Genomic DNA, 22,446 nt, shown 5'->3' on the forward strand with positions numbered 1-22,446 from the left:
CTACCCTCCCGGCCGCATCAGCTGCAGGTCCTCGCCCCAGTCGTCCAGCACGTCACCGTGCCCGGCCCGGCGGGCCGCCGCCTCGACACGGGCGAACAGGGACCGCTGGGCGGACACGTCGGCGGTGGTGGCGACGCGGTCCACGGCGTCGAGGAGCGAGGCGGTGTCCCAGCCCGGCAGCGGATGGTGGGCCAGCTCCCAGCGCAGGTACTTGTTGTAGGGGCGGGGCCGGCGGTCGAGGGCGAACAGGAACTCCAGCAGGAAGCCCAGGCTGTCGGCCGCGTCGAGGCGGGCGGCCAGTGACTCGCCGTCCCGCGCGTTCTTGACCGACCGGTAGAGGGAGTTGGCGTACGCGTCCAGCCACCGGCCCGCGGCCTCGAACGCCTCGTCCGCGGTCAGCCGTGCCTTCGCGGCGAGGATCCGGCCGATCTCCCCGTCGAGCCGGTCCAGGACGACCCGGGCGCGGGCGAGCGCGTACCGCTCGAAGCCCGGCATGCCCGCCGACCGCAGCCGGGCGAGCGACACGACCACCACGTCCAGTTCGGGGGTGCGTCGGCCGAGAAGGCCGGCCGGGGCGGGAGCGTCGTCCGCGAGGACGACGTACACGTCGTGGTCCGAGTGCCCGGTCGCCATGCCGTCGTGGGCCTGTGACCCCTTGAGCACGAGGCCGACAACGGCCGGTTCGGCGCCGGCCCGGGTGACCAAGTCCTCGTAGGCGGAGGGTGGTCGGATGGTCATGGTGCGATCATGACAGGTCCGGTGGGAGGTCCGGCCGGCCGCACTGGGAGGATGGCGCGGACCGGATTCGACGTAAGGGGGATGGGCATGGCCGTGCTCGTTCTGGTGGGTGTCCTCGTGCTCGTCGTCGCGGGCTGTGTCTGCGTGGTGTGGGCGGAGCGGGGCGGCCCGCGCTGGGTGCGCACCGTGGCCGCCGTGACCCGGTTCGCGGGTGAGCTCGTGAGCCGGTCCGGGCGCGGGAGCGGCCACAGGTCGAGCGACGACTCCTGAGCCCGTCCGGCGGGCACGTGCTCAGCGGCCCCGTGCCGACGCCCGGGCGAGATAGGGCGCCGTGGCGCTCCCCGCCGCCCCGGCCACCTCCGCCGGGGTCCCCGCCGCCACGATCCGGCCGCCCTCGTCCCCGCCGCCCGGCCCCAGGTCGATCACCCAGTCGGCGCCCGCGACGACCGACATGTCGTGCTCCACCACGACCACCGTGTGGCCGGCGTCCACCAGACCGTGCAGTTGTCGCAGGAGGACCTCCACGTCGGCCGGATGCAGTCCGGTCGTGGGTTCGTCGAGGAGGTAGAGGGTGTGGGCGCGACGGACGCGTTGGAGTTCGCTCGCCAGTTTGATGCGCTGGGCCTCGCCGCCGGACAGCTCGGTCGCGGGCTGCCCGAGGCGGAGGTAGCCGAGACCGACGTCGAGGAGGGTGGTCAGGCTGCGGGCGACGGCCGGGGTGCCGGCGAAGAACTCCGCCGCGGCCTCCACCGACAGGTCCAGGACCTGCGCGATGCTCAGGCCGCGGTGGGTGACCTCCAGCGTCTCGGGGTTGTAGCGGGCGCCGCCGCAGTCCGGGCAGGGCGCGTACGAGGTCGGCAGGAAGAGCAGTTCGACGCTCACGAACCCCTCGCCCTGGCAGGTCTCGCAGCGCCCTCCGGCCACATTGAAGGAGAAACGCCCCACACCGTACCCGCGTTCCCGCGCCGTCCGGGTGCCCGCGAAGACCTTGCGGACGACGTCGAACAGGCCCGTGTACGTCGCCAGGTTGGAGCGCGGGGTGCGGCCGATCGGCCGCTGGTCGACCGCGACCAGGCGGCCCACACCCTCCAGTTCCTGGGTGATCTCGCCGATGAGGGTGGACTTGCCCGAGCCCGACACCCCCGTGACCGCCGTGAACACGCCGAGCGGGAACTCGGCTGTCACCCCGCGCAGGTTGTGCCGGGTGACCGGGCCCACCTTCAACCGGCCGCGCGGGGCCCGCACTTCGCGTACGGGGGCGGGGGAGCGGCCGAAAAGGAAGCGGGCCGTCGCCGACTCCGCGACCGACGCCAGATCCGCCACCGGGCCGCTGTACAGCACCCGCCCGCCGTGCTCGCCGGCGCGCGGACCCACGTCCACCAGCCAGTCCGCGGCACGCACCACGTCCAGATGGTGCTCCACCACGAAGACCGAGTTGCCCGCCCCCTTCAGCCGCTCCAGCACCGTCAGCAGGGCCTCCGTGTCCGCCGGGTGCAGTCCCGCGGACGGCTCGTCGAGGACGTACACCACCCCGAACAGCCCGGAACGCAACTGCGTGGCCAGGCGCAGCCGTTGCAGCTCGCCCGCCGAGAGGGTCGGGGTGGCCCGGTCCAGACTGAGATAGCCGAGTCCCAGCTCGACCACCGGCGCGATCCGGGCGGCGAGGTCGTCGGTGAGGACGCGGGCCGTTCCGGAGGCTCCGTCGAGGACGCCCGCGAGTTCCGTCAGCGGCAGCGCGGCCAGCTCCGCGATCGTACGGCCCGCGAAGGTCACCGCCAGTGCCTCGGGGCGCAGCCGGCTGCCTCCGCAGGCCGGGCAGGGGGCACCGGTGAGGAAACGCTCCGCCCTGGCCCGCAGCGCCGGGCTCTTCGAATCGGCGAACGTCTTCAGGACGTAGCGGCGGGCGCTCGTGTACGTGCCCTGGTAGGGCCGCTGGATGCGGTTCGCCTCCCGCACCGGGTGGACCGTCACCACGGGCTGCTCGTCGGTGAACAGGATCCACTCCCGCTGCGCGGCGGGCAGGTCACGCCACGGGACGTCGACGTCGTAGCCGAGCGTGTCGAGGATGTCCCGCAGGTTCTTGCCCTGCCAGGCACCCGGCCAGGCGGCGATCGCACCCTCCCGGATCGACAGCGACGGATCCGGGACCAGCAACTCCTCGGTCGTACGGTGGACTTCGCCCAGTCCGTGGCACTCCGGGCAGGCCCCGGCCGCGGTGTTGGGGGAGAACGCGTCCGAGTCGAGGCGGTCGGCGCCCGGGGGGTGGGTGCCGGCCCGGGAGAACAGCATCCGCAGGGAGTTCGAGAGGTTCGTGACCGTGCCGACCGACGAGCGGGAGGTCGGCGACGAGCGGCGCTGCTGGAGCGAGACGGCGGGCGGCAGCCCCGTGATCTCACCCACCTTCGGCGCGCCGACCTGGTGGATCAGCCGGCGCGCGTACGGCGCGACCGACTCGAAGTACCGCCGCTGCGCCTCCGCGTAGATCGTCCCGAAGGCGAGCGAGGACTTCCCGGACCCGGACACCCCGGTGAACACGGCCACCACGTCCCGCGGGATGTCGACGTCCACGCCCTTGAGGTTGTGCTCACGGGCGCCGCGGACCCGGACGAACGCGTCGTGGGGGCTCGGCATGAGGGGGGACTCCGTACGGGTCTGCGGCAGCGGGAGGACTGCCGGGCGGGACAAACCCCGCGATTGTAAGCGGACGGGACGATCACGGTGCGGTCGGAGCGGGCGGCCGCCGCGGCGCCGTGACGGCCGTGGCTCACCCGTTCACGATCGCGGCCAGGCGCCGGTAGGAGTCCAGCAGCGCCGCACGGTCGTACGTGCTGGTGGTGACGAGGACCTCCTGCGCGCCGGTCTCCTTCAGCACGGTCTCCAGCTCGTCGGCCACCTGTTCCTCGGTGCCCGTGATGTGCCCGGTCAGACCGGAGGCGTACAAGCCGCGCTCCTTCGCGGTCATCGCACGGCCCTCGGCGTCTTCGGCGGGCGGCAGCGGCGGGAAGGTGCCGTGCGTCCGGGAGTGGGCCATGGACCAGGCCTCCGGTACCAGCAGCCGCCGGGCCTCCTGCGGCGTCCCGGCCACGGCGACCGTGCCGGAGACGACGACGTACGGTTCCGCCGCCCAGGGGGAGGGCCGGAACCGGGCGCGGTAGTCGTCGACGCCGCGCCGCATCCTCTCCCGGTCGCGCAGGTCGCCGATGACCATCGGCAGGCCCGCCGCCGCGGCGATCCGGGCGCCCTCGCCCATGGCCAGCACGAACGGCGGCACGGTCAGCCCCTCGGCGGGCCGCGCGTGCACGCCCGTCGGGGAGGTGCCCCGGAACCAGCCCAGCAGCTCCCGAAGCTGCCCGGCGAAGTCCTCGGCGTCGTCCTTGTCGCGCCCCAGGGCCCGCCGCACGCCGTCGGTGAAGCCCACCGAGCGGCCGAGGCCCATGTCGATCCTTCCGGGGAACAGGGACTCCAGGACGCCGAACTGCTCGGCCACGACCAGCGGCCGGTGGTTGGGCAGCATCACCCCGCCGGTGCCGACCCTGATCCTGTCCGTCGCGCCGGCCACCGCGGCGGCCAGCACCGTCGGCGCGGATCCGGCGACCCCGGGCACGCCGTGGTGCTCCGCCACCCAGAAACGGTGGTAGCCGAGCCGTTCCGCCTCCTGCGCCAGCCGCACGGTGTCCCGCAGCGCCTCGGCGGCGGTGTGGCCCTCGCGGATGCGGGAGCGGTCGAGGACGGAGAAACGGGCCGAAGCGATGACGGAGCTCATACGGACTTCAACACCGACGGTCCCGCAGGATTCCTCGGCGCGTGCCGGACACCGCGGACGGACATCGGCGGCCACGAGCGGGGACGGCTCCCTCAGGACGGTCGGGGTGAGAGGGCCGGGGGCAGGGCGGAGTGCTCGTGGTCGCAGGCGTCGTCGATGCCGTACGTGTCCCAGGCGGGGAACGGGTCGTCGGCCGGGAGGCTCTCGCCGGGCCCCATGAGGCAGCCGTCCAGGGCGGCCCGCAGCGCGTCCGCGTCCAGCCGCGTGCCGATGAGGACCAGCTCCTGCGCGTACGGTGCGCCGGTGTCTCGGGCTGCGGACGGCTCGAAGCGGGCCACGGAACCGGCCTGCGACCACAGCCCCGTCACGTGCGGGCGGGTGGCGAGCGTGAAGAACCCCTTCGAGCGCAGCACCTTCCCGTACGCGCCGCTGTCCAGTCCCTCGGTGACGAAGGTCCACAACCGGCCCGGATGGAAGGGGAGTTCGGAGCGGAACACCGTGGAGGAGATGCCGTACTCCTCGGTCTCCGGCACGTGCTCGCCGTTGAGCTCCCGCACCCAGCCGGGCGCCTGCTGGGCCCGCTCCAGGTCGAAGCGGCCGGTGCCCAGCACCTCCCTCAGGTTCACGCGGCCCCGGACGGCGGGGACGACACGGGCGAGCGGGTTGAGCCGGTGCAGCGCGGCCCGCAGCCGGTCCGCGGTCGCGCCGTCGACGAGATCCAGCTTGTTGAGCACGAGGACGTCGGCGAACTCCACCTGGTCGACGAGCAGATCGCTGACCGTGCGTTCGTCGTCCTCGAACGGGGCCAGGCCGCGCTCGGCGAGTTCGTCACCGCCGTCCAGCTCGGCCAGGAAGTTCGCCGCGTCGACGACCGTGACCATGGTGTCCAGGCGGGCCACGTCCTGCAGGGTCGCACCGTCGTCGCGCGCGAAGGCGAAGGTCGCCGCGACGGGCAGCGGCTCCGAGATCCCGCTGGACTCGATGAGCAGATGGTCGAAGCGGCCCTCGCGGGCCAGCCGGTCGACTTCCTCCAGCAGGTCGTCCCGCAGGGTGCAGCAGATGCACCCGTTGGTCATCTCGACCAGCCGCTCCTCGGTCCGCGACAGCGCCGCCTCGCCGCCGCGCACCAGCGCCGCGTCGATGTTGACCTCGCTCATGTCGTTGACGATCACCGCGACCCGCAGGCCGTCACGACCGCTGAGGACATGGTTGAGCAGCGTGGTCTTGCCCGCTCCGAGGAACCCGGACAGCACGGTGACGGGCAGTCGCTCGTACGGCATCCCGCTCAGTCCCCGGGGCGCAGCAGACCGCGCTCGTACGCCTTCGCCAGGTGCTGCGGGACGAGGTGGCGGACGCCGTCCACGGTGACGGGGACGAGCCGCGGCGTGCTCGCCTTCCACTGCGCGCGGCGGTGACGGGTGTTGCTGCGGGACATCTTCCGCTTGGGCACGGCCATGGGACCTCCTCGGTGGGGTTGAGCACCGAGGACGCTACATGAAAATGGATCCCATTAACAATTGGTGCCGTCGCCGCCGTTCGGTGCGGCGCGGGTGCGGCCGCGGCCCGGATCGGCGGGTCCACGGGGCGCGAGGTTGCCGGGGTGCGCGGGATCCTTAGGGTGGGTCCCGTGACCGACAGCACCGAGCGGCCGATCGTCGTCTTCGACCTGGACAACACGCTCTCCGACGCCACCCACCGCCAGCGGTTCCTGGAGCGCAAGCCGCGGGACTGGGACGGCTTCTTTAACGCCGCGCCGCAGGACCCGCCGGTTCCCGAGGGGGTGGCGATGGCCGTGGAGAGCGCGCGGGAGTGCGAGGTCGTCTACCTGACCGGACGGCCCGAGCGCTGCCGGCGGGACACGCTGGAGTGGCTCGAGAGGCAGGGTCTGCCCGACGGGCGCGTGTACATGCGGCGCGACGACGACCGCCGGCCCGCCCGCCGCACCAAGCTGGAGACGCTGCGCCGGCTGGCCCGCGACCGGGAGGTGCGGTTGCTGGTGGACGACGACGAGCTGGTGTGCGACGACGCCGAGCAGGCCGGCTTCACGGTCTTCCGCGCGCGCTGGGTGCTCCCCTCGGTCACGCTGCGCGTCGCGCAGGAACGGGAGGGCCGTACCTGAGGTGGTTCCCCTGCGGGCGGCCGGGTCTGCGCTGTGCGGCCGGGCCGTGCCGAGGCGCGCCCGCGCCCCCGCCGCCCGGCCGTACTGAGGCCCGGTCAGCAGGCCGTGCCGAGGCGCTCCTTGAGGCACACCCGAGGCGCGCTTCGTGAGGCGGGCGCCTCGAGGGGCGGAAGCCTCATCCGGAGTCCGTCACTCGGCGGAGTCCTCCAGGCGGAAGCCGACCTTCAGTCCCACCTGCCAGTGCGCGATCTCGCCGTTCTCGATCTGGCCGCGCACCTGGGTCACCTCGAACCAGTCCAGGTTGCGCAGTGTCCGGGAGGCACGGGTGATGCCGTTGCGGATCGCCTGGTCCACCCCGTCGGGCGAGGTGCCGACGATCTCCGTGACCCGGTAGGTGTGGTTCGACATGCGGGGGCTCCTCTCCGCGGCTGCGGAAACGTCACGTCTGTCACGCGTCACTCCACCGTGCCCCAAGCCACGCCGATGCGCGAGGCGTCAAAGGGGATATTCCTATCTATCGGATGATATAAGGATCACGTTGTTGTGGGTGTGGCTGCCTGCTCGGTGCTTCAGCGGCCACACCCGCGATCTGCGATGAGGGGGTTTGAAGGAGACCATGCGGCGGTTCAGAATCGCGATGTCCCGGCAAGCGCCGATCCCCGTGGCGCGCCACCCCGTCCACCGGGAGGAGACGCGGGCGCGCTGGTACGCGCCCTTCTCGGTGGGTGTCGACCTCCTCGCCGCGGCCCTCCCGGTCGCGGCGGCCTTCGTGGAGGTCCATGAACCCCATCCGTTGCGCCTGGCGGCCGTCGCCGCCCTGCTGTGGCCCCTGATCGGGGTGTTCAGCAAGCGCTACGTCCCCGGCGCCTGGGGCGACGGTGGCGGTCTCCGGGCGGTGATACGGGACTGGCTGGTCCTGGTCGGCGCCCTGGCGACGCTCCGTGTGGTCTGCGGACTGGACAGCGTGCCCGCCGAGGCGTTCACGGCGTTGATCCCCGCGCTGATCCTCACCGGTGTCTGCCAGAAGCTGATCCACCGTCATCTGCTGGCCGCCCGCCGGGACGCCCGCGCCCTGCGCCACGTGCTGGTCGTCGGCGAGGCCTCGACGGTCGACGCCGTGGTCGCGCAGCTCGCCCAGCGCACCGACCACGAGTACGTGGTCGTCGGCGCCTGCCCGGTGGGGGAGGGCGAGGTGGGCTCCGGGGTGCCGGTGTGCGTGCGGCTGCCCTGCGAGTCCCCCGAGACACTCGAGGCGGACGCCGTGGCCGTGCTGGGCGCGGCCGACGAACTCGCCGCCGACCTGGTATTCGTGGCGCCCGGCCCGTACATGTCCGGTGAGCGGGTGCGCCGGCTGTCCTGGGCGCTGCACGACCACGGCCGCTCCCTCATGGTGCTCCCCGGCATCGTCGAAGTGGCCCGCCGACGGGTGCGGCTGACCTCGGCGGCCGGTCTCACCCTCCTGCACATCGCACCGCCGCCGCAGCGCGGTGTGCACAGCGTGGTGAAGTCCGTGGTGGACCGGACAGGCGCCCTGGCGCTGATCATCCTGTTCTCGCCGCTGCTGCTCGTGCTGGCGCTGGCCGTCCGGCTCGGCTCCCCGGGGCCGATCCTGTACCGCCAGACCAGGGTCGGCCGGAACCTGGCGCCGTTCCCCATGTGGAAGTTCCGCACCATGGTGGTGGACGCGGACCGGCTCAAGAGCGGCCTCGAGGCGGAGAACGAGAACGACGGGCACATGTTCAAGATGCGCCACGACCCCAGGGTCACCCCCGTGGGACGCGTCCTGCGCCGTTACTCGCTGGACGAACTGCCCCAGCTGTTCAACATCCTCTTCGGCCACATGTCCCTCGTGGGCCCGCGCCCCCCGCTGCCCGAGGAGGTGGCCAAGTACAACGGCGTGGAGATGCGCCGGCTCAGCATCAAGCCGGGCCTGACCGGTCTGTGGCAGGTGAGCGGACGGTCGGACCTGTCCTGGCGCGAGACGGTCGCGCTCGACCTGCGCTACGTCGACAACTGGTCGCTGGCAGGGGACATGAACGTCATGGCCCGCACCGTGCGCGCGGTGCTGGACGGCCAGGGCGCCTACTGAACGCGGCGGGGACCCGGGGCCCGGGAACGGGCTCGGGTCCCCGGGCCACATCCGCCATCCGGGCACGTCTGCCGCCAACACGCAGTGATCGCGGGTGATCCGTCCCCGGGGACGTGAAGGATCGCGGCGTGGACGTCTTGGGCCCTCGGGAAGGGACACCGCCATGGCACAGACCCCGGCCGCACAGACCACAGCCGGACAGACCTCAGCCGCGGGGACCGCAGCCGCACGGACCACAGCGGCACAGCCGGCAGCGGCACAGCCCTCGGCCGCCGACCCCGCGGGCTCCCCGTCCCCGGCCGACTCCGTCGGCGCCCCGGCCCACCGGCCCGTCGTGGCGCGTTCCCTGCGCGGTTTCACCGGTGCCGGATACGACAAGGGACGCCCTCTGGCGGTCCAGGCCGCCTGGTTCGCCGCCCAACACGTGCTCTTCGTCAAGTGGTGGTTTCCGGCTCGCTGGCGGCCGGCCCTGCTGCGCGCCTTCGGCGCCCGCGTCGGACAGCGGGTGCTGATCCGGCGCGGGGTACGCATCCACTGGCCGTGGAAGCTGGACATCGGCGACGACGTGTGGATCGGCGAGGACGCCTGGATCCTCAACCTCGAACCGGTCACGATCGGCAGCGACTGCTGCGTCTCCCAGAGCGTGCTGCTGTGCACCGGCAGCCACCGTCGCCGCTCCGTCACCTTCGAGTTCGACAACGGCCCCATCCGGCTGGAGCCGGGCAGCTGGGTCGCGGCCCGTGCGGTCGTGCTGCGGGGCGTCACCGTCGGCACGGGCGCGGTGGTGGGCGCCGGAGCCGTCGCCCACCGGGACCTCGCACCGGGCGCGGTCCTGACGGCCGGCGGTACGCCCGCGGCGACGCCGTCCGCGCCCGCCGTATCCGCCGTGTCCGCCGTGTCCGGGAAGGGAGCGACGGCATGAAACTGGTCCATGTGGTCACGCTCGTCAGCGACGACGGGGCCTACGGCGGCCCGACGAGCGTGGCCCTCGCCCAGCTCGAGGAGTGCGCCGTCCGCGGCCACGACGTGACGCTGGTGTCGCTGTGGCGGGGAAGGACACGGGCCGTGGACCGCATCGGCGCCGTCCGCTTCGTCTCCCGCCCGGCACGGAGCCTCGTCCCGGGCCGGGGGCTGCTCGGACTCATGCACCCGCTGCTGCTGCGGGACCTGTGGCGGGAGATGGGGCGCGCCGACGCCGTTCACCTGCACACGGGACGGGATCTGGTCTCCCTCGCCGCGCTCGTCGTGGCACGGCTGCGGCGTACGGCCTTCGTCACCCAGACCCACGGCATGGTCGAGCCCCGCACCGGGGTCGTCGCGCGGGTCTTCGACCGCCTGTACCTGCCCCTGCTGCGCCGGGCGCGCTGCTGTCTCGTCCTCACCGACCGGGAGCGGCGGGCGCTGACCGCGGTGCTGGGTGCGGACCGGCCCCCACTGGTGTCCCTGCCCAACGGCCTGCGCCTGGCCGGCGACGGAGCGGGCGCCCGGCCGCGCGACGAACACCGGGTGATCTTCCTCGCCCGGCTGCACCCCCGCAAGCGCCCGGAGGCCTTCGTCGAGATGGCCGCCCTGGTCCACAAGGAGATCCCCGAGGCCCGCTTCACGCTCTACGGAGCGGACGAGGGATCCCTCCCCGCGGTGAACCGGCTCGTCGCGGACCGCGGCCTGACCGACGTGGTCGCCTACGGCGGTGCGCTGAACCACTCCGCGGCGCTGGAGGCCTACCGCAGGGCCACCGTGTACGTCCTGCCGAGCGTGGAGGAGCCGTTCCCGATGACGGTCCTGGAGGCGCTGTCCGAGGGCACGCCGGTCGTGTGCACGGACAGCAGCGGCATCGCGGCCGAACTGGCGCGCAGGGACGCGGCCCTGGTCACCGACGGCAGCCCGGAGGCCCTGGCCGACGCGGTGTGCCTCCTCCTCGCCGACGAGGAGCTGCGCCACCGCCTGGCCGACGCCGGCCGCCGCGCCATCGACGAGGTCTTCTCCATCCGCGCGGTGGTGGACCAACTGGAGGGCGTGTACGGGGGACGACCGGGACGCAGGTGACGCGGCCCACGGACCGCCGGCCCCCCCGGGCCCCGCCGTGTCGACGGGGGCCTCGAGGTGCCGGCGGCCCGCACGGCCGCTCGGGCGCTCGGGCCCGTCGAACCGCCGTGCCGGCGACGGTCCGGAAGGACGAACGGCCCGCAGGCCGGCGCGAGGCGAGTGAGCGGGCGAACGGGTCGGAGTTCTCAGCCCGTTCGCACGTCGGCCGCCCCGGGACCGTCGCATCGACGGATCCCCGGGGCGGCCGGCGGCCGGACGAGGTCAGCGCGCCGGGGCGCGGCTCACCGTGCGGAGGATGTCCTCGAAGCGGGAGGCGCAGTCCTCCAGGGCGAACTCCCGCTCCGCCAGGGCGCGGCTCTCCTTGCCCAGCGACTCGGCGCGCGCCGGGTCGGACAGGATCTCCTGGGCCCAGGCGGAGGCCTCGTCGAGCGAGGACTCCTCCGGTGGGAAGACCGCGGACCCCGCCTGCCGGAGCAGGTGCGCGGCCAGGTTGTCGGCGGGCATCAGGCCGAGGACCGGGCGCCCGGCGCACAGGTACGACAGCGTCTTGGACGGGACCGAGAACTCGCCGGCGTCCGCCGCCAGGAGGACGACGAGGAGGTCGCCCGTGCCCAGCACCTCGGGCAGCCGTTCGTAGGGCTGGAAGGGCAGCAGGGTCAGCTCAACGCCACGGGCGGCCGCGGCCTCCCTGAGGACGGGCACCGCCGGGCCGTCGTTGACGACGACGAGACGGACCGGGGTGCCCCGGTCACGCAGCCGCTCGGCCAGCTGCACGAGCAGCACCGGGTTGTGCTTCAGGCCCAGCGTGCCCGAGTACAGCACCGTCCGCTCCCCGTCGAGCCCCTGCTCCGCCGACCAGACGTTGGCCCGGGGCACCGGGACGATCTCGTCCAGGGGCGCCCAGTTGGGGATGACGGTGACCTTGCCGGCGGTGCCCCACTGCCGGTGGATGCGCACGAAGGACTCGGCGATCACGACGATGGCCGAGGCCCGGTGCGCCGCCCACTTCTCACCCGCCCCGAACACCTTGGCGGCGACGCCCATCGACCGAGCGACATCGGCGGCGGCGAAGCTCTTCAGGGCGACGGCCGTCACGTCCTGGTGCCACAGCACCCAGGGGATGCCCAGCCGCCTCAGCACGGCCGCCGCCACGACGAGCACCGGAATGGGCAGGTTGGACAGCATCGCCACGTCGGGCTTCTCGCGCCGTACCTGCCGGGCCAGTTCGAGGCCCAGCAGGGTCTCCTGACGGAGCCGGTGGAAGTAGGCCTCCTTCCGGAGGGCGGTGCCGTCGCCGATGGTGACGAAGCGCAGCCCGGGGGCGTCCCCGGCGAGGTTGCCCTTGCCGGAGACGTAGGCCGTGCACGTCGAGTGGACGACATCGTGACCACGGCGCGCCAGTTCCCGGCTCAGCTGGGCCTGGAAGGGATGGCCGCTGTAGTCGTGGACGAGGATCCTCATCGCCTCTCCGTGTCCTGGTACTCGGTCGGCTCTCACTGCTGGGAGCGCTTGACCTGGTCGTAGACCCAGGCGTAGGTCCGCTCCAAGCCGTCGAGCAGGGTGACCGAGGGTTCCCAGCCGTAGATCTCGCGGATCAGGGTGTTGTCGGAGTTGCGGCCGCGCACGCCCTGCGGGGCGTCGAGCCGGTGGGTGCGCTCGCAGCGGACGCCCGCGATCCGCTCGACGATGTCGACGAGCTGGTTGATGGTCACCAGCTCCGAGGAGCCGAGGTTGACCGGGACGCCGCTGTCCCCGTTCATGATCATCTGGCTGCCGTGGAGGCAGTCGTCGATGTACATGAAGGAGCGGCTCTGCAGTCCGTCGCCCCAGATCTCGATCCGGTGGTCGCCGGAGAGGACCGCCTCGGCCACCTTCCGGCACACCGCGGCCGGGGCCTTCTCACGCCCGCCGGTCCAGGTGCCGTGCGGGCCGTAGACGTTGTGGTACCGGGCGACGCGGGTGACGAACCCGTAGTCCTCGGTGTAGTGCCGGCACATGCGCTCGGAGAACAGCTTCTCCCAGCCGTAGCCGTCCTCGGGCTGCGCCGGGTAGGCGTCTTCCTCCCTGAGCGCGGTGACGTCCGGGTCGGTCTGCTTGCCGGCGGCGTACACGCAGGCGGAGGAGGAGTAGAAGTAGCGCTCCACGTCGGCCTCGTGCGCCGCCTGGAGCATGTGGGTGCTGGTCAGCACCGACATCATGCAGGCGGCCTTGTTGTTCTCGATGAAGCCCATGCCGCCCATGTCGGCGGCCAGCATGTACACCTGCCGGGCGTCCCGGACCCCCGCGCGGGCGCTGTCGAGGAGCGACAGGTCGGCGACCACGTTCTCGGCGTCCTGGTGGACCTGGTACCACTCGTGCCGGGGCTTGATGTCGATGGAGCGGACGGTCAGCCCCTGGGCGAGAAGGTCGCCCACGAGATGACCGCCGATGAATCCCCCGCCTCCGGCGACGACGACGTCGACCTGCTTGCTCATGCGCAACTCCCTTGGGAATCCCGAGATGTGATGTGCGGTCGGTCGGTCCGCCCGCGGCCTGCGGTGCCGGTACGGCACGGGGCTGGCGGCGACCTGCGCGATAAGCTATGCAGACTTGTCATAATTTGGGGTGAATGGCGCGCCGCCCATAACTAAGATCACCCGATGACTCTGTTCGGGGGCTTATGTATCGAAGTTAATGATCTGTGCGCGCCTGGGGCGATTTGCGAAGTAAGAGCGCTATATATCGTTCGGTGATGTTTCAGCCTGAAAACTTGCTCGGCAGAGAGGTCGGGATGCAGGACGCTCGCGTCCGCAGTGTGGCTGCGGTCTGCCTCTGGGCCGTGCTCCTCACCGTCCTGCTGCCGGGGCTGATCCTCCAGTCGGAAGGCATGCGCCTGACGTCCGCACTCGCCCTGCAGGGCGTCGTCGTGGCGCACACCGGTGGTGCTCTCGCCCGTGTGCTGACGGCGCCCACGGTGCGGCTCGTCGCCTTCGGCTTCTGGGTCTTCGCCTACATCTGGCTCGGCCTCGCGCCGTTGGCGATGCTCACCGTCGACGCGTACCCGTGGCCCTACCGGACCGGTGAGACCACCGCATTCGAGGCCGTGGCCGTCGTCGAAGTGGGGCTCCTCGCCTACAGCGCCGGAACGGCCCTCGCCACCCGTCGCCGGCCGGCCGACGCGACCGCCGCGCCGCCGGGGTTCCTGGAGCGACTGCTCTCCCGCCGTCTCGCTCCCTGGCGCCTGGTGGCGCTCTGCGGGATCGCCCTCGCCTTCGCCGTGCTGCTGATCTCGCGCCAACCCGGTCGGCTCGGCGCCTACTTCACCAGCCGTCAGGCCATCACCGAGGCCGGCGCGATGGGCAACGCGCAGGAGGCCTTCCTGCAGGTCCTGCTCAGCTGGTCGCTGTCCGTGCCGGCGTTCTGGGCGCTCCTGGGCCTGTTGCACGTCCCGCGCGCGAAGCGCGGCGACCGCTGGCTGCGCGGTCTGCGCGGCCTGCTGCTGCCGCTGCTCCTCGTGCTGAACGCCATCGTCAACAACCCCATCAGCAAGCCGAGGTTCTGGATCGGCACGGTCCTGCTGACGCTGCTGTTCACCCTGCCCCGGCTGTGCCGGCCCCGTGCCTTCCGCGCCACGGCGGCCGCCCTCATCGCCGCGCTCCTGGTCGTCTTCCCCTACAGCGACTACTTCCGCTACAGCGACCGGGAGGACGTCGCCATCGTCTCCCTCACCGATCAGTTCACCACCAACGGCGACTACGACGCCTTCCAGCAGGTGCAGACCGGCATCGACTACGCGCGGGACAACGGGTTCCACCCCGAGGACGCGCTGGGCCCGCCGCTGTTCATGGTGCCGCGCTCGATGTGGCCGGAGAAACCCGAGGACACCGGCATCGCCCTGGCCCGGTACGCGGGATACGAGTTCCTCAACCTCTCCGCGCCCCTGTGGATCGAGAGTTACCTGTGGGCCGGCCCGTTCGCCGTGGTCGTCGTGTTCTGCCTGCTCGGCGCGGTCGGCCGGCGCGTGGACGACGTACGCCACCTGCTGCGCGACCAGCGGGGCACCCTCGCGGCGCTCCTGGTCCCGGCCTTCGCCTTCTACCAGATGGTCTTCCTGCGCGGCAGCCTGCTCGGCATCGCCGGCCCGCTGACGCTCCTGGTGGCCGTTCCGCTGCTCATCAGCACCCGTACCGCGCGGGCATCCCGGTTCCCCTCATCGGCGGCGCCGACCGCACCCATTCGTCATGCATCGATTCCCGGAACAGGAGGGCACCCGTGACCGGCCCCATTCCATTCGACGACCGGTACGACGAGCCGGACCAGCTACGCGACCAACTGCGCCGCATCCTGCGGCACCGTGTCCTGATCGCGGTCGGCATCCTCGTGGGGGTGCTCGGTGGACTGGCCCTGTCCCTGCTGCGCGCCCACACCTACACCGCCACCAGCGAAGTCCTCGTGCGCTCCACCACCGACCCCTTCGGCACGGTCGGCGTCGCCGCCGACAACCAGGTCAGCATGACCACGGAGCAGCGGATCGCCGGCAGCGCGGCCGTCGCCTGGCGCGCGGCACGCATCCAGGGCCGGCCCGACGACCAGGCCAGCAGCCTCGCGGCCCGGGTGCGGGTCACCAACCCGCTGAAGTCGCAGGTGCTGCGCTTCGAGTTCACCGCCCAGTCGCCCGAGCGCGCGGCGCGCGGCGCCAACGCCTTCGCCGAGGCCTACCTCGCCGACCGCAAGAGCCGCAACGACGCCGCGGTACGGCGGGCCACCCGCGCTCTGGAGCAGCAGATCGGCGTACTGAACGAGCGCCTCAACTCCAATCAGCTGGAGCGTGCGACGGCCAAGCCCGCCACGCAGAACCAGCTGTACAACCTGCAGAAGCGCGTCCTCGACATCAAGTCCCGCGACACCGACGGCGGTGACGTCGTCCGGCGGGCCACCGCCCCCACCCTTCCCGTGGGACCCGGCCTGCGGACCCTGCTCGTCATCGGGCTGGTGTGCGGGCTGCTCCTCGGCATCGTGCTCGCCTGGGTGCGCTCCGCCCTGGACAACCGGGTCCGGTCGGTCGGCGAGGTGCAGACCGCACTGCGCGCGCCGGTGCTGGGCATCCTGCCCTCCGACGACGGGGGAGACGAGGCCCTGCTGACCGTCGGTCGTACCCGCAGCCCCCGCACGGAGGCGTACCGGGCCCTGGCCTTCCGGATGCGGCAGGCCGACGGCGCCGGTGGCACCGGCCGGGTCCTCGTGGTGGCCCCCCGCAACGCCGGCGACGCCGAGGAGGTCGCCGCCAACCTGGGCGCCGCCCTCGCGGAGGCCGGGAACGACGTGCTGCTGATGGACACCTCCCCCGACACCAGCGGCCTGGCCACGCGACTGCCGCTGCGGCCGTACGAGGCCCCCACCCTGGAGGAGGCCTTCCTGCCCGCCGGGAGCGTCCTCGTCGACGCCGAGGTCGACGGCCGGTTCGCCTTCTCCTCCGGCGGCGGCGACGGCCCGCGCTACCGGACGGCGTTCGCCGACCCCGACTCCTCCACCGTCGTCGTCACCGGGCCCCTGCTCACGCAGGCCGACGCGCTGGCGGTCGCGCAGCGCGTCGACGGCATCCTCGTGGTCGCCGGCCTCAACACCACCCGGCGGGACGACCTCCGGCAGGTGCAGGAGTTGATCGGCTGCTCCGGCGGGCGCCTCATCGGGGCCGTGCTCGACACCGGGCGGCCGGGCCGGCGCCTGCGTCTGCGCGGTCTGCGCCGCCGCGCGAAGTCCGGCCCCGTGTCGCAGGCCGACACCGGGAGCATGGAACTTCCCGCGCAGGACAGCACCTTGAGCGTCTCGCGGCGATGACCGCTCCCGAAGCGACCACTCGCCCCCGTGCCGGGACCGCCGCCCCGAGCGGGGTGGCCGCGACCGCGCGGGGCGGGTGGTGGGGGATGGCGGGTTCCGTCGCGAACGCCGTCTTCTCCTTCGTCCTCGTCGGCCTGATCACCCGGGCCGTCGGGGCGCAGGGGGCGGGGGCGATCTTCACCGGCGTCGCCCTGTTCACCATCCTCAGCAACGCCTGCAAGCTCGGCGCCGACACCGGGCTGGTGCGCTTCGTGCCGCGCGACCTCGCCGTCGACGACGGCCGCTCGGTGGACGCGCTGCTGCGCACGGCCGTCACGCCGGCGGCGATCGCCGGTACCGCGGCCGCCGTGCCCCTGCTGCTGTCCCCCTCGGTGGCCACCACGCTCCTGCCGCACCTGCCCGCCGCGGACGCGGTCGACCTGGTCCGGCTCTTCGGGCTCTTCCTGCCCGCCGCCACCGTCGGCATGGTGCTGCTCGGCGCCACCCGGGGCTACGGCACGGTGGTGCCGTTCGTCGGTGTGGAACAGATCGGCAAACCCGTCCTGCGCGTGCTGATCGCCGTCCCCGTGGCCTGGTGCGCGCCCGGCGTGCTGTCCCTGGCGTCGGCCTGGCTGCTGCCCGCACTGGCCGGGGCCGTGGCCTCGTGGCTCTGCCTGCGCCGCTGCCGCGCCGGCCGTCCCACCCCGCCCGGCGAGGGGAACCCGACGGTGCCCTGGCGGTCCTTCTGGGGCTTCGCCGCACCCCGCGCGGTCTCCTCCGTCTTCGACATCAGCGCGGTCTGGGTCGGCGTCATCCTGCTGTCCGTCCTGGCCACGGCCGGGGAGGCGGGCGTGTACACGGCCATCGGCCGGGTCGTCACCGCGGGCACCCTCGTCCAGCTCGCCGTCCGGCTCGCCGTCGCACCCGAGCTCAGCCGGCTGCTGGCCGTCGACGGGACCGCCGACGCGCACGACCTGCACCGGGTCTCGACCTGCTGGACGGTGCTCTTCTCCTGGCCGCTCTTCGCCATCGTGGCCTGCTTCCCCGGGACCGTACTGTCCGTCTTCGGGCCGGAGTTCGCCGGCGGCTCCCTTGCCCTGGTGGTGCTGTGCGCCGCGTCGGCGGTCAATGTCGCGGTCGGCAACGCCCAGACCGTGCTGCTCATGGCCGGCAAGAGCTCCTGGCATCTCGCGGTCACCGCCGCGGCGTTCACGGTGCAGCTCACCGTCGGCGTGCTCGCCGTACCGGCCTGGGGCGTGCTCGGCGCCGCGGTGTCCTGGGGCGCGGCCATCGTCGTGGAGAACCTCACGGCGGCCGTGCTCATCCGGTTCCGCCTCGGCTTCCGGACCGTGGACCGCGGCTACGCGACCGCCGTCGCCCTCGGACTGGTCACCGCGCTGGTGCTGGCCGCCACCCGGCTGTCGGAGGGTGACACTCCGTCAGGACTCGCCGCCGGAATGGGTTTGGGGTTGGGGGTATTTGGTATTACTTTGTGGCGATATCGGACGTCGCTGAGGGTGGGCGATCTGGTCGGAGTGCTGCGCCGACGCGCCGCATGAGCCCAGTCACGGTCGTACCGTCCGGCCCCGCCCAGTCGGCGTCACTCCCCTCACCTCACTGCCATCCGGGGTCTCCCTTGTATCTGAGAAAACTCCGTACGAAGCCGGTCGCCAGGGTCGCTGCCACCGCACTCGTGTGCGGCACCACCGCCCTCCTCGACGCCTCCCTCGCCGCGGCCGCCGACGGAAAACCCGCCTTCTCCGCCGACCCGCTGGCCACCTGGCAGACGGACGGCATCGTCTGGTCGCTGGCCGCCGCGAACGGCGTCGTCTACGTCGGAGGGACCTTCGAAACCGTCCGCCCCCCGGGAGCCGCCCCCGGACAGCAGCAGGTGAAGCGCCAGAACTTCGCCGCCTTCGACGCCGTGACCGGCAAACTCCTGCCCTGCGCCCCGGCGTTCACCGGCCACAACCACACCGTGCGGGCCATGAAGGCCTCCCCCGACGGCCGGGTGCTGTACGTGGGCGGTTCCTTCAGCAAGGTCGGTTCCACCCGTGTGGCCAACGCGATCGCCCTCGACACGTCCGACTGCACCCTGAGCAAGACCTTCCGGCCGTCCGTGTCCGCGACCGTCCGGGCCATCGAGACGACCGACAAGGCGATCTACCTGGGAGGCGACTTCGGGCGGGTCGGCGGCCAGTCCAGGAACCGGGTCGCGGCCCTCACCCCCAAGGGCTCCCTGCTGCCCTTCCGCGCGGACGTCGACCAGCCGGTGCGCGCCCTGGCGGCCGCCCTCTCGCACGGGAGGCTCTTCGTCGGAGGCGACTTCGAGGCCGTCAACGGACAGGGAGCCCGCTCGCTGGTCACCCTGAACCCCACCACCGGCAAGACGGTTCTCAGATATCCGGGCTGGTTCCCGCCGCTGTCCTCGGTGAAGGCGATCGCCCGCGACAACACCCGCTTCTTCGTGGGCGCCGAGGGCCACGGGCCGGGCATCTTCGACGGCCGGATCGCGGGCCGCCTCACCAACGGCACCATGGTGTGGAAGGACACCTGCCGGGGCGCCACGCAGGCCCTGCTGCCCTACAAGGGCCTCCTCTACAGCGCCTCGCACGCGCACGACTGCCACGCCACGCCCGGAGGCTTCCCGGAGCGCGGGGACCGGCAGCACCTGCTGGTCCAGTCGCTCGACACCCGCAAGATCCTGCACTGGTTCCCCGACACCAACGACGGTGTGGGCGAGCACGTGGGCCCCCGCGCCCTGGCCCTGTCGAAGGGGGTCCTGTGGGCGGGCGGCGAGTTCACCCTGGTCAACGACGCACCGCAGCAGGGCCTCACCCGCTTCGGGAGCCGCGACACCGGAGCGCCGAAGGTTCCCGCCCTGTCGCTGGCCGACACCGACCCCGGCAAGGCCACCCTCGCCTGGCGCGCCTCCTGGGACCGGGACGACGCGTCACTGACGTACCGCATCTACCGTGACGGCAAGCTCGTGGCGCAGCGGACGAAGGAGTCCACCTACTGGGATCTTCCGCGGATGACCCACACCGACTCCGCGCCCGCCGGCCGCCACCGGTACGAGATCGAGGTGACGGACGGGACGAACACCTCCCCCAAGTCCGCCGCCCTGTACGTGACCGTGCCGGCGCAGCCGGCGAAAACGGCCCAGGCGGCCGAGAATCGAGCGGAGGGCGATCCGCGGTGACCCTCATCGGATTCGCGCCCGGCGTCTACGACCTGTTCCACATCGGGCACCTCAACATCCTGCGCGAGGCCCGCCGGCACTGCGACCGGCTCGTGGCCGGGGTGACCTCCGACGAGCTGACCGCCCGTCTGAAGGGCAAGGTCCCGGTCGTCCCGCTCGCCGAGCGCCTGGAGATCGTCCGCAGTGTGCGCTACGTCGACGAGGTCGTCGTGGAGTCGGAGGTCGACAAGCTGCTGACGTGGAAGCGGATCGGCTTCCACGTCATCTTCAAGGGCGACGACTGGCGGGGCACCCCCAAGTGGGAGGAGTTCGAGCGGCGCTTCGCCCGGGTCGGCGTCGAGGTCGTCTACTTCCCCTACACCATGCACACCTCCAGCACGCTGCTGCGCAGCGCCCTGAAACTGCTCTCCACCCACCAGCCGCCGGAGATCCCCTCAGCGCAGCTCCCGGAACCACTTCACCAGGAAGGCGGCCATGAACAGAACGTGGGCCAGCAGCAGCGCGCAGTACACCGAAAGGAAGATCTGCTGGCTTCCCAGGAATAGGAAGGCGACGCAGGTCACGCCGTAGTCGACCGGCAGGAGCAGGACGGAGCGCAGCGCCGGGGGTGACCCGGCCGGAGCCTCGCCCCGCGTCCGTCCCTTGAGCTTCTCCGTCAGGATCCCGGCGAAGAAGATCACCACGGCCGCGAGCTGGAAGACCATCGGCGCCAGCAGGAAGGCCGCGCTGGGCAGGGTGAAGAACCGGTAGAACGACACCAGCACCACCAGGTGGAGGGCGACGATCTTGACGCAGTCCAGGACGTGGTCGAGCCACTCGCCCGACGGGCTCCCCGAGCGCTGCCCGCGCGCCAGCTGACCGTCCGCCGAGTCCAGCGCGAACCCCACGATCAGGGCCGCGCCGACACAGAGCGCCATCTCGGGGCCGGGCGGCAGCAGGGCCACCGCCGCCAGTGCCGGAAAGGTGAACAGGGCGCCGAGGACGGTCAGCTGGTTCGGCGTCGCCTCCACCCGGTAAGCCAGGGCGGCCAGGACCCGGCCGGCCGGCCGGTTGACGAACCGGGTGTAGAGCGAAACTCCTTTCGCGGGCTTCTGTGCCGCCGACAACTGTCTGAGCACCTCGACAAACTCGGTCATTTCCCTCCTTTATTGAGAAATCGTTGGAAAGAAGGCAATTATGGCAGAACGGGGAGGCGGGATGTCTCGTGTCAGCCGTCGGCATCTCCTGCGTGGCGGAGTGTCGGTGCTCGCCGCGACGGCCCTGACCGCCCACAACGCGTCCGCCGCCGTGGGACCGGAAGGCGGCCCCGGGGTCCCGCCCCGCCCGGGGGTGCCGCCCCGCCCCGCCGTACCGCGCCGCAACGGCTCGGCCGCCCGGCTGCCGATGGTGATCAACGTCGGCGACCTGGGAGCGGTGGGCGACGGACGGACCGATGCCAGCCCGGCGTTCGAGAGGGCCTACTCGCTCGCGGTCTCCCGGGTGAGCCGCGGTGTCGGGCGCACGGTGATCGAGATTCCCCCCGGCGAGTTCCTCATCACCCGCCCGCACGCGCTGCTGAACGGCGTCGCTCCGCTGCGGGCCGCCAACGGTCTGCGCTTCCTCGGGGCGGGCAAGCGCATGACCAGCCTCGTCTTCCGGCCGGCCACCGGCCCCGGCTCCTTCCTCTGCCGCAACGAGGACATCTGGTCGAACGTCTCCTTCGAGTGCATGCAGTTCCGCTCGGCCACGCCCGGCGCCTCCTTCTTCAGTTCGTACTCCACCGGGCAGGCGCAGGACTACCGCTTCTCGGAGTGCGAGTGGATGGGGGAGTGGGAGTACGGGCTCGCCCTGGACGGCAACGACACCAACTCGGAGATGCGCTGGGAGGCCTGCCGGGTCGGCGGCAGCTACCGGCGGGCCTTCCTGTACGCGGGCCTCTCACGGCGCGGACAGGCGCACCCCAACGACCAGGACCAGTTCCTCAACTACTGGTTCACGGACATGAAGGTCGAGTACGAGTGGGGCAACTTCCTGGAGTTCCCCTACGGCGGCTCGATCACCTGTCGGGGCGGCTCCTACATCATCACCGGCACCCGCCCGCGCAGCACCGGGGAGTACGGCATCACCAGCACCTTCTTCCGCTTCCCCGTCGGCCGGCACCACGACTCGGTGCAGCGGTTCCACGCCGAGGACATCCGGTTCGAGGTGCGCAATCCGCACGTGCGCGTCATCGACTGCGCCTGGCGCAGCGGGACGGTCCACTTCAGCGACTGCGACGACACCGGACTCGCCTTCAAGTCCTTCTCCACCGGCATCCGTCCGCACGTCTACACGGTGGGGCCGCGGGGGCCGCTGATCCGCTACGACTCCTGCCAGTTGGTCGGCCGTCACGAGTACCGGACGGACGGCCGGAGGGAAGCCCTTCCGGCCGTCGCCCGCTACGACATGTGCCTGCTGCGCAGCCACCCGGCGGAGGACTTCGTGATCGCCGCGGGCGGCGCCCGGTCCGACGTCGTCCGCTTCGTCGACTGCCTGGACGGATCCGGCAACGGCACCGGCGGCGCGTCCGCGTCGGCCCCGCCCGCCGCACCGGAGGCATCGGTCGATCAGGCGGCCCCCCCGGTCCCGGCGCCGCCCGCCGCCCCCGCCGCGCCCCCGAACGCGCCCCGCTGACCCGGTGGGCCGGCTGCCGCTCGGCGACGCTCGGCGTACGA

At 72.4% G+C, this 22,446-nt stretch carries 20 protein-coding genes; 11 read left to right on the forward strand and 9 right to left on the reverse strand.

Features of this window, described 5'->3' with window-relative positions; all coding sequences use genetic code 11:
* Complete coding sequence (locus tag ACIHAR_RS18265) at positions 1-738, reverse strand: hypothetical protein (protein ID WP_400020358.1); 738 nt, start codon at positions 736-738, stop codon at positions 1-3.
* Between the two features lie 87 nt (positions 739-825).
* Here ACIHAR_RS18265 and ACIHAR_RS18270 point away from each other — a divergent pair, with 87 nt between their 5' ends.
* On the forward strand, positions 826-1,008 hold the full coding sequence (locus tag ACIHAR_RS18270) for a hypothetical protein (RefSeq protein WP_365462468.1): 183 nt from the start codon (positions 826-828) through the stop codon (positions 1,006-1,008).
* Positions 1,009-1,029: 21 nt separating this feature from the next.
* On the opposite strand, the gene ACIHAR_RS18275 is transcribed toward ACIHAR_RS18270, so the two are convergent.
* From ACIHAR_RS18275 to rpmF, 4 genes are all read right to left on the reverse strand, one after another.
* On the reverse strand, positions 1,030-3,369 hold the full coding sequence (locus ACIHAR_RS18275) for an ATP-binding cassette domain-containing protein (protein ID WP_400020360.1): 2,340 nt from the start codon (positions 3,367-3,369) through the stop codon (positions 1,030-1,032).
* A 133-nt stretch (positions 3,370-3,502) separates the two neighbouring features.
* Positions 3,503-4,501: an LLM class flavin-dependent oxidoreductase gene (locus tag ACIHAR_RS18280; RefSeq protein ID WP_400020363.1), complete on the reverse strand. Its 999-nt coding sequence runs from the start codon at positions 4,499-4,501 to the stop codon at positions 3,503-3,505.
* Positions 4,502-4,593: 92 nt separating this feature from the next.
* Entirely contained in the window at positions 4,594-5,781 is a 1,188-nt protein-coding gene (locus tag ACIHAR_RS18285) for a GTP-binding protein (RefSeq protein ID WP_365462474.1), read from the reverse strand.
* Between the two features lie 5 nt (positions 5,782-5,786).
* Positions 5,787-5,957 carry a 50S ribosomal protein L32 gene (gene rpmF, locus ACIHAR_RS18290; RefSeq protein ID WP_365462476.1) on the reverse strand — a complete coding sequence of 57 codons (171 nt, stop codon included), beginning with the start codon at positions 5,955-5,957 and terminating at the stop codon, positions 5,787-5,789.
* A gap of 171 nt (positions 5,958-6,128) precedes the next feature.
* On the opposite strand from rpmF, the gene ACIHAR_RS18295 reads away from it, so the two are divergent.
* A complete protein-coding gene (locus tag ACIHAR_RS18295; RefSeq protein ID WP_365462478.1) occupies positions 6,129-6,620 on the forward strand; it encodes an HAD family acid phosphatase in 492 nt (163 codons plus the stop codon).
* 189 nt (positions 6,621-6,809) lie between these two features.
* On the opposite strand, the gene ACIHAR_RS18300 is transcribed toward ACIHAR_RS18295, so the two are convergent.
* Positions 6,810-7,028, reverse strand: coding sequence for a dodecin (locus ACIHAR_RS18300; RefSeq protein ID WP_365462480.1), 219 nt, complete (start codon positions 7,026-7,028; stop codon positions 6,810-6,812).
* 208 nt (positions 7,029-7,236) lie between these two features.
* Between ACIHAR_RS18300 and ACIHAR_RS18305 the strand changes: the two genes are divergently transcribed.
* The 3 genes from ACIHAR_RS18305 (at position 7,237) to ACIHAR_RS18315 (ending at position 10,755) form a co-directional block, all read left to right on the forward strand.
* The gene (locus tag ACIHAR_RS18305) at positions 7,237-8,709 is read left to right on the forward strand and encodes a sugar transferase (protein WP_400020367.1); all 1,473 of its coding nucleotides are present in this window, start codon (positions 7,237-7,239) and stop codon (positions 8,707-8,709) included.
* Between the two features lie 334 nt (positions 8,710-9,043).
* Complete coding sequence (locus ACIHAR_RS18310; protein ID WP_400020431.1) at positions 9,044-9,631, forward strand: DapH/DapD/GlmU-related protein; 588 nt, start codon at positions 9,044-9,046, stop codon at positions 9,629-9,631.
* Positions 9,628-10,755 (forward strand): glycosyltransferase, encoded by a 1,128-nt coding sequence (locus ACIHAR_RS18315; RefSeq protein WP_365462484.1) that lies wholly within the window; start codon positions 9,628-9,630, stop codon positions 10,753-10,755. Before ACIHAR_RS18310 ends, ACIHAR_RS18315 begins: the two co-directional genes overlap by 4 nt.
* A gap of 261 nt (positions 10,756-11,016) precedes the next feature.
* On the opposite strand, the gene ACIHAR_RS18320 is transcribed toward ACIHAR_RS18315, so the two are convergent.
* Together ACIHAR_RS18320 and ACIHAR_RS18325 are read right to left on the reverse strand one after the other, a co-directional pair.
* The gene (locus ACIHAR_RS18320) at positions 11,017-12,216 is read right to left on the reverse strand and encodes a glycosyltransferase family 4 protein (protein ID WP_365462486.1); all 1,200 of its coding nucleotides are present in this window, start codon (positions 12,214-12,216) and stop codon (positions 11,017-11,019) included.
* 32 nt (positions 12,217-12,248) lie between these two features.
* Positions 12,249-13,229, reverse strand: coding sequence for an NAD-dependent epimerase/dehydratase family protein (locus ACIHAR_RS18325; protein ID WP_400020370.1), 981 nt, complete (start codon positions 13,227-13,229; stop codon positions 12,249-12,251).
* 296 nt (positions 13,230-13,525) lie between these two features.
* Here ACIHAR_RS18325 and ACIHAR_RS18330 point away from each other — a divergent pair, with 296 nt between their 5' ends.
* From ACIHAR_RS18330 to ACIHAR_RS18350, 5 genes are all read left to right on the forward strand, one after another.
* Positions 13,526-15,010, forward strand: coding sequence for a hypothetical protein (locus ACIHAR_RS18330; RefSeq protein WP_365462490.1), 1,485 nt, complete (start codon positions 13,526-13,528; stop codon positions 15,008-15,010).
* Positions 15,007-16,572, forward strand: coding sequence for a hypothetical protein (locus tag ACIHAR_RS18335; protein ID WP_365462492.1), 1,566 nt, complete (start codon positions 15,007-15,009; stop codon positions 16,570-16,572). The genes ACIHAR_RS18330 and ACIHAR_RS18335 overlap by 4 nt, the downstream gene beginning before the upstream one ends.
* Complete coding sequence (locus tag ACIHAR_RS18340) at positions 16,569-18,110, forward strand: oligosaccharide flippase family protein (RefSeq protein ID WP_365462494.1); 1,542 nt, start codon at positions 16,569-16,571, stop codon at positions 18,108-18,110. Before ACIHAR_RS18335 ends, ACIHAR_RS18340 begins: the two co-directional genes overlap by 4 nt.
* 134 nt (positions 18,111-18,244) lie before the next feature.
* Positions 18,245-19,753 (forward strand): fibronectin type III domain-containing protein, encoded by a 1,509-nt coding sequence (locus ACIHAR_RS18345; RefSeq protein WP_365462496.1) that lies wholly within the window; start codon positions 18,245-18,247, stop codon positions 19,751-19,753.
* The gene (locus tag ACIHAR_RS18350) at positions 19,750-20,298 is read left to right on the forward strand and encodes an adenylyltransferase/cytidyltransferase family protein (RefSeq protein ID WP_384653777.1); all 549 of its coding nucleotides are present in this window, start codon (positions 19,750-19,752) and stop codon (positions 20,296-20,298) included. Before ACIHAR_RS18345 ends, ACIHAR_RS18350 begins: the two co-directional genes overlap by 4 nt.
* On the opposite strand, the gene ACIHAR_RS18355 is transcribed toward ACIHAR_RS18350, so the two are convergent.
* Positions 20,188-20,889, reverse strand: a complete 702-nt coding sequence (locus ACIHAR_RS18355; protein WP_365462498.1) for a CDP-alcohol phosphatidyltransferase family protein — start codon at positions 20,887-20,889, stop codon at positions 20,188-20,190. The two genes, ACIHAR_RS18350 and ACIHAR_RS18355, sit on opposite strands and share 111 nt — an antisense overlap.
* Positions 20,890-20,950: 61 nt before the next feature.
* Between ACIHAR_RS18355 and ACIHAR_RS18360 the strand changes: the two genes are divergently transcribed.
* Positions 20,951-22,405: a glycosyl hydrolase family 28-related protein gene (locus ACIHAR_RS18360; RefSeq protein ID WP_400020374.1), complete on the forward strand. Its 1,455-nt coding sequence runs from the start codon at positions 20,951-20,953 to the stop codon at positions 22,403-22,405.
* Positions 22,406-22,446 lie beyond the last annotated feature (41 nt).

It is taken from the genome of Streptomyces sp. NPDC052016, assembly GCF_044548445.1.
In the GTDB taxonomy this organism is placed as follows: Bacteria; Actinomycetota; Actinomycetes; order Streptomycetales; family Streptomycetaceae; genus Streptomyces.

What these genes read in the sequence shown, in the direction of transcription:
- ACIHAR_RS18330 (WP_365462490.1), top strand. Translation starts at nt 13,526, where the DNA reads ATGCAGGACGCTCGCGTCCGCAGTGTGGCTGCGGTCTGCCTCTGGGCC.
- rpmF (WP_365462476.1), bottom strand. Translation starts at nt 5,957, where the DNA reads ATGGCCGTGCCCAAGCGGAAGATGTCCCGCAGCAACACCCGTCACCGC.
- ACIHAR_RS18275 (WP_400020360.1), bottom strand. Translation starts at nt 3,369, where the DNA reads ATGCCGAGCCCCCACGACGCGTTCGTCCGGGTCCGCGGCGCCCGTGAG.
- ACIHAR_RS18315 (WP_365462484.1), top strand. Translation starts at nt 9,628, where the DNA reads ATGAAACTGGTCCATGTGGTCACGCTCGTCAGCGACGACGGGGCCTAC.
- ACIHAR_RS18300 (WP_365462480.1), bottom strand. Translation starts at nt 7,028, where the DNA reads ATGTCGAACCACACCTACCGGGTCACGGAGATCGTCGGCACCTCGCCC.
- ACIHAR_RS18270 (WP_365462468.1), top strand. Translation starts at nt 826, where the DNA reads ATGGCCGTGCTCGTTCTGGTGGGTGTCCTCGTGCTCGTCGTCGCGGGC.
- ACIHAR_RS18360 (WP_400020374.1), top strand. Translation starts at nt 20,951, where the DNA reads ATGTCTCGTGTCAGCCGTCGGCATCTCCTGCGTGGCGGAGTGTCGGTG.
- ACIHAR_RS18265 (WP_400020358.1), bottom strand. Translation starts at nt 738, where the DNA reads ATGACCATCCGACCACCCTCCGCCTACGAGGACTTGGTCACCCGGGCC.
- ACIHAR_RS18320 (WP_365462486.1), bottom strand. Translation starts at nt 12,216, where the DNA reads ATGAGGATCCTCGTCCACGACTACAGCGGCCATCCCTTCCAGGCCCAG.
- ACIHAR_RS18340 (WP_365462494.1), top strand. Translation starts at nt 16,569, where the DNA reads ATGACCGCTCCCGAAGCGACCACTCGCCCCCGTGCCGGGACCGCCGCC.
- ACIHAR_RS18280 (WP_400020363.1), bottom strand. Translation starts at nt 4,501, where the DNA reads ATGAGCTCCGTCATCGCTTCGGCCCGTTTCTCCGTCCTCGACCGCTCC.
- ACIHAR_RS18285 (WP_365462474.1), bottom strand. Translation starts at nt 5,781, where the DNA reads ATGCCGTACGAGCGACTGCCCGTCACCGTGCTGTCCGGGTTCCTCGGA.
- ACIHAR_RS18355 (WP_365462498.1), bottom strand. Translation starts at nt 20,889, where the DNA reads ATGACCGAGTTTGTCGAGGTGCTCAGACAGTTGTCGGCGGCACAGAAG.
- ACIHAR_RS18305 (WP_400020367.1), top strand. Translation starts at nt 7,237, where the DNA reads ATGCGGCGGTTCAGAATCGCGATGTCCCGGCAAGCGCCGATCCCCGTG.
- ACIHAR_RS18325 (WP_400020370.1), bottom strand. Translation starts at nt 13,229, where the DNA reads ATGAGCAAGCAGGTCGACGTCGTCGTCGCCGGAGGCGGGGGATTCATC.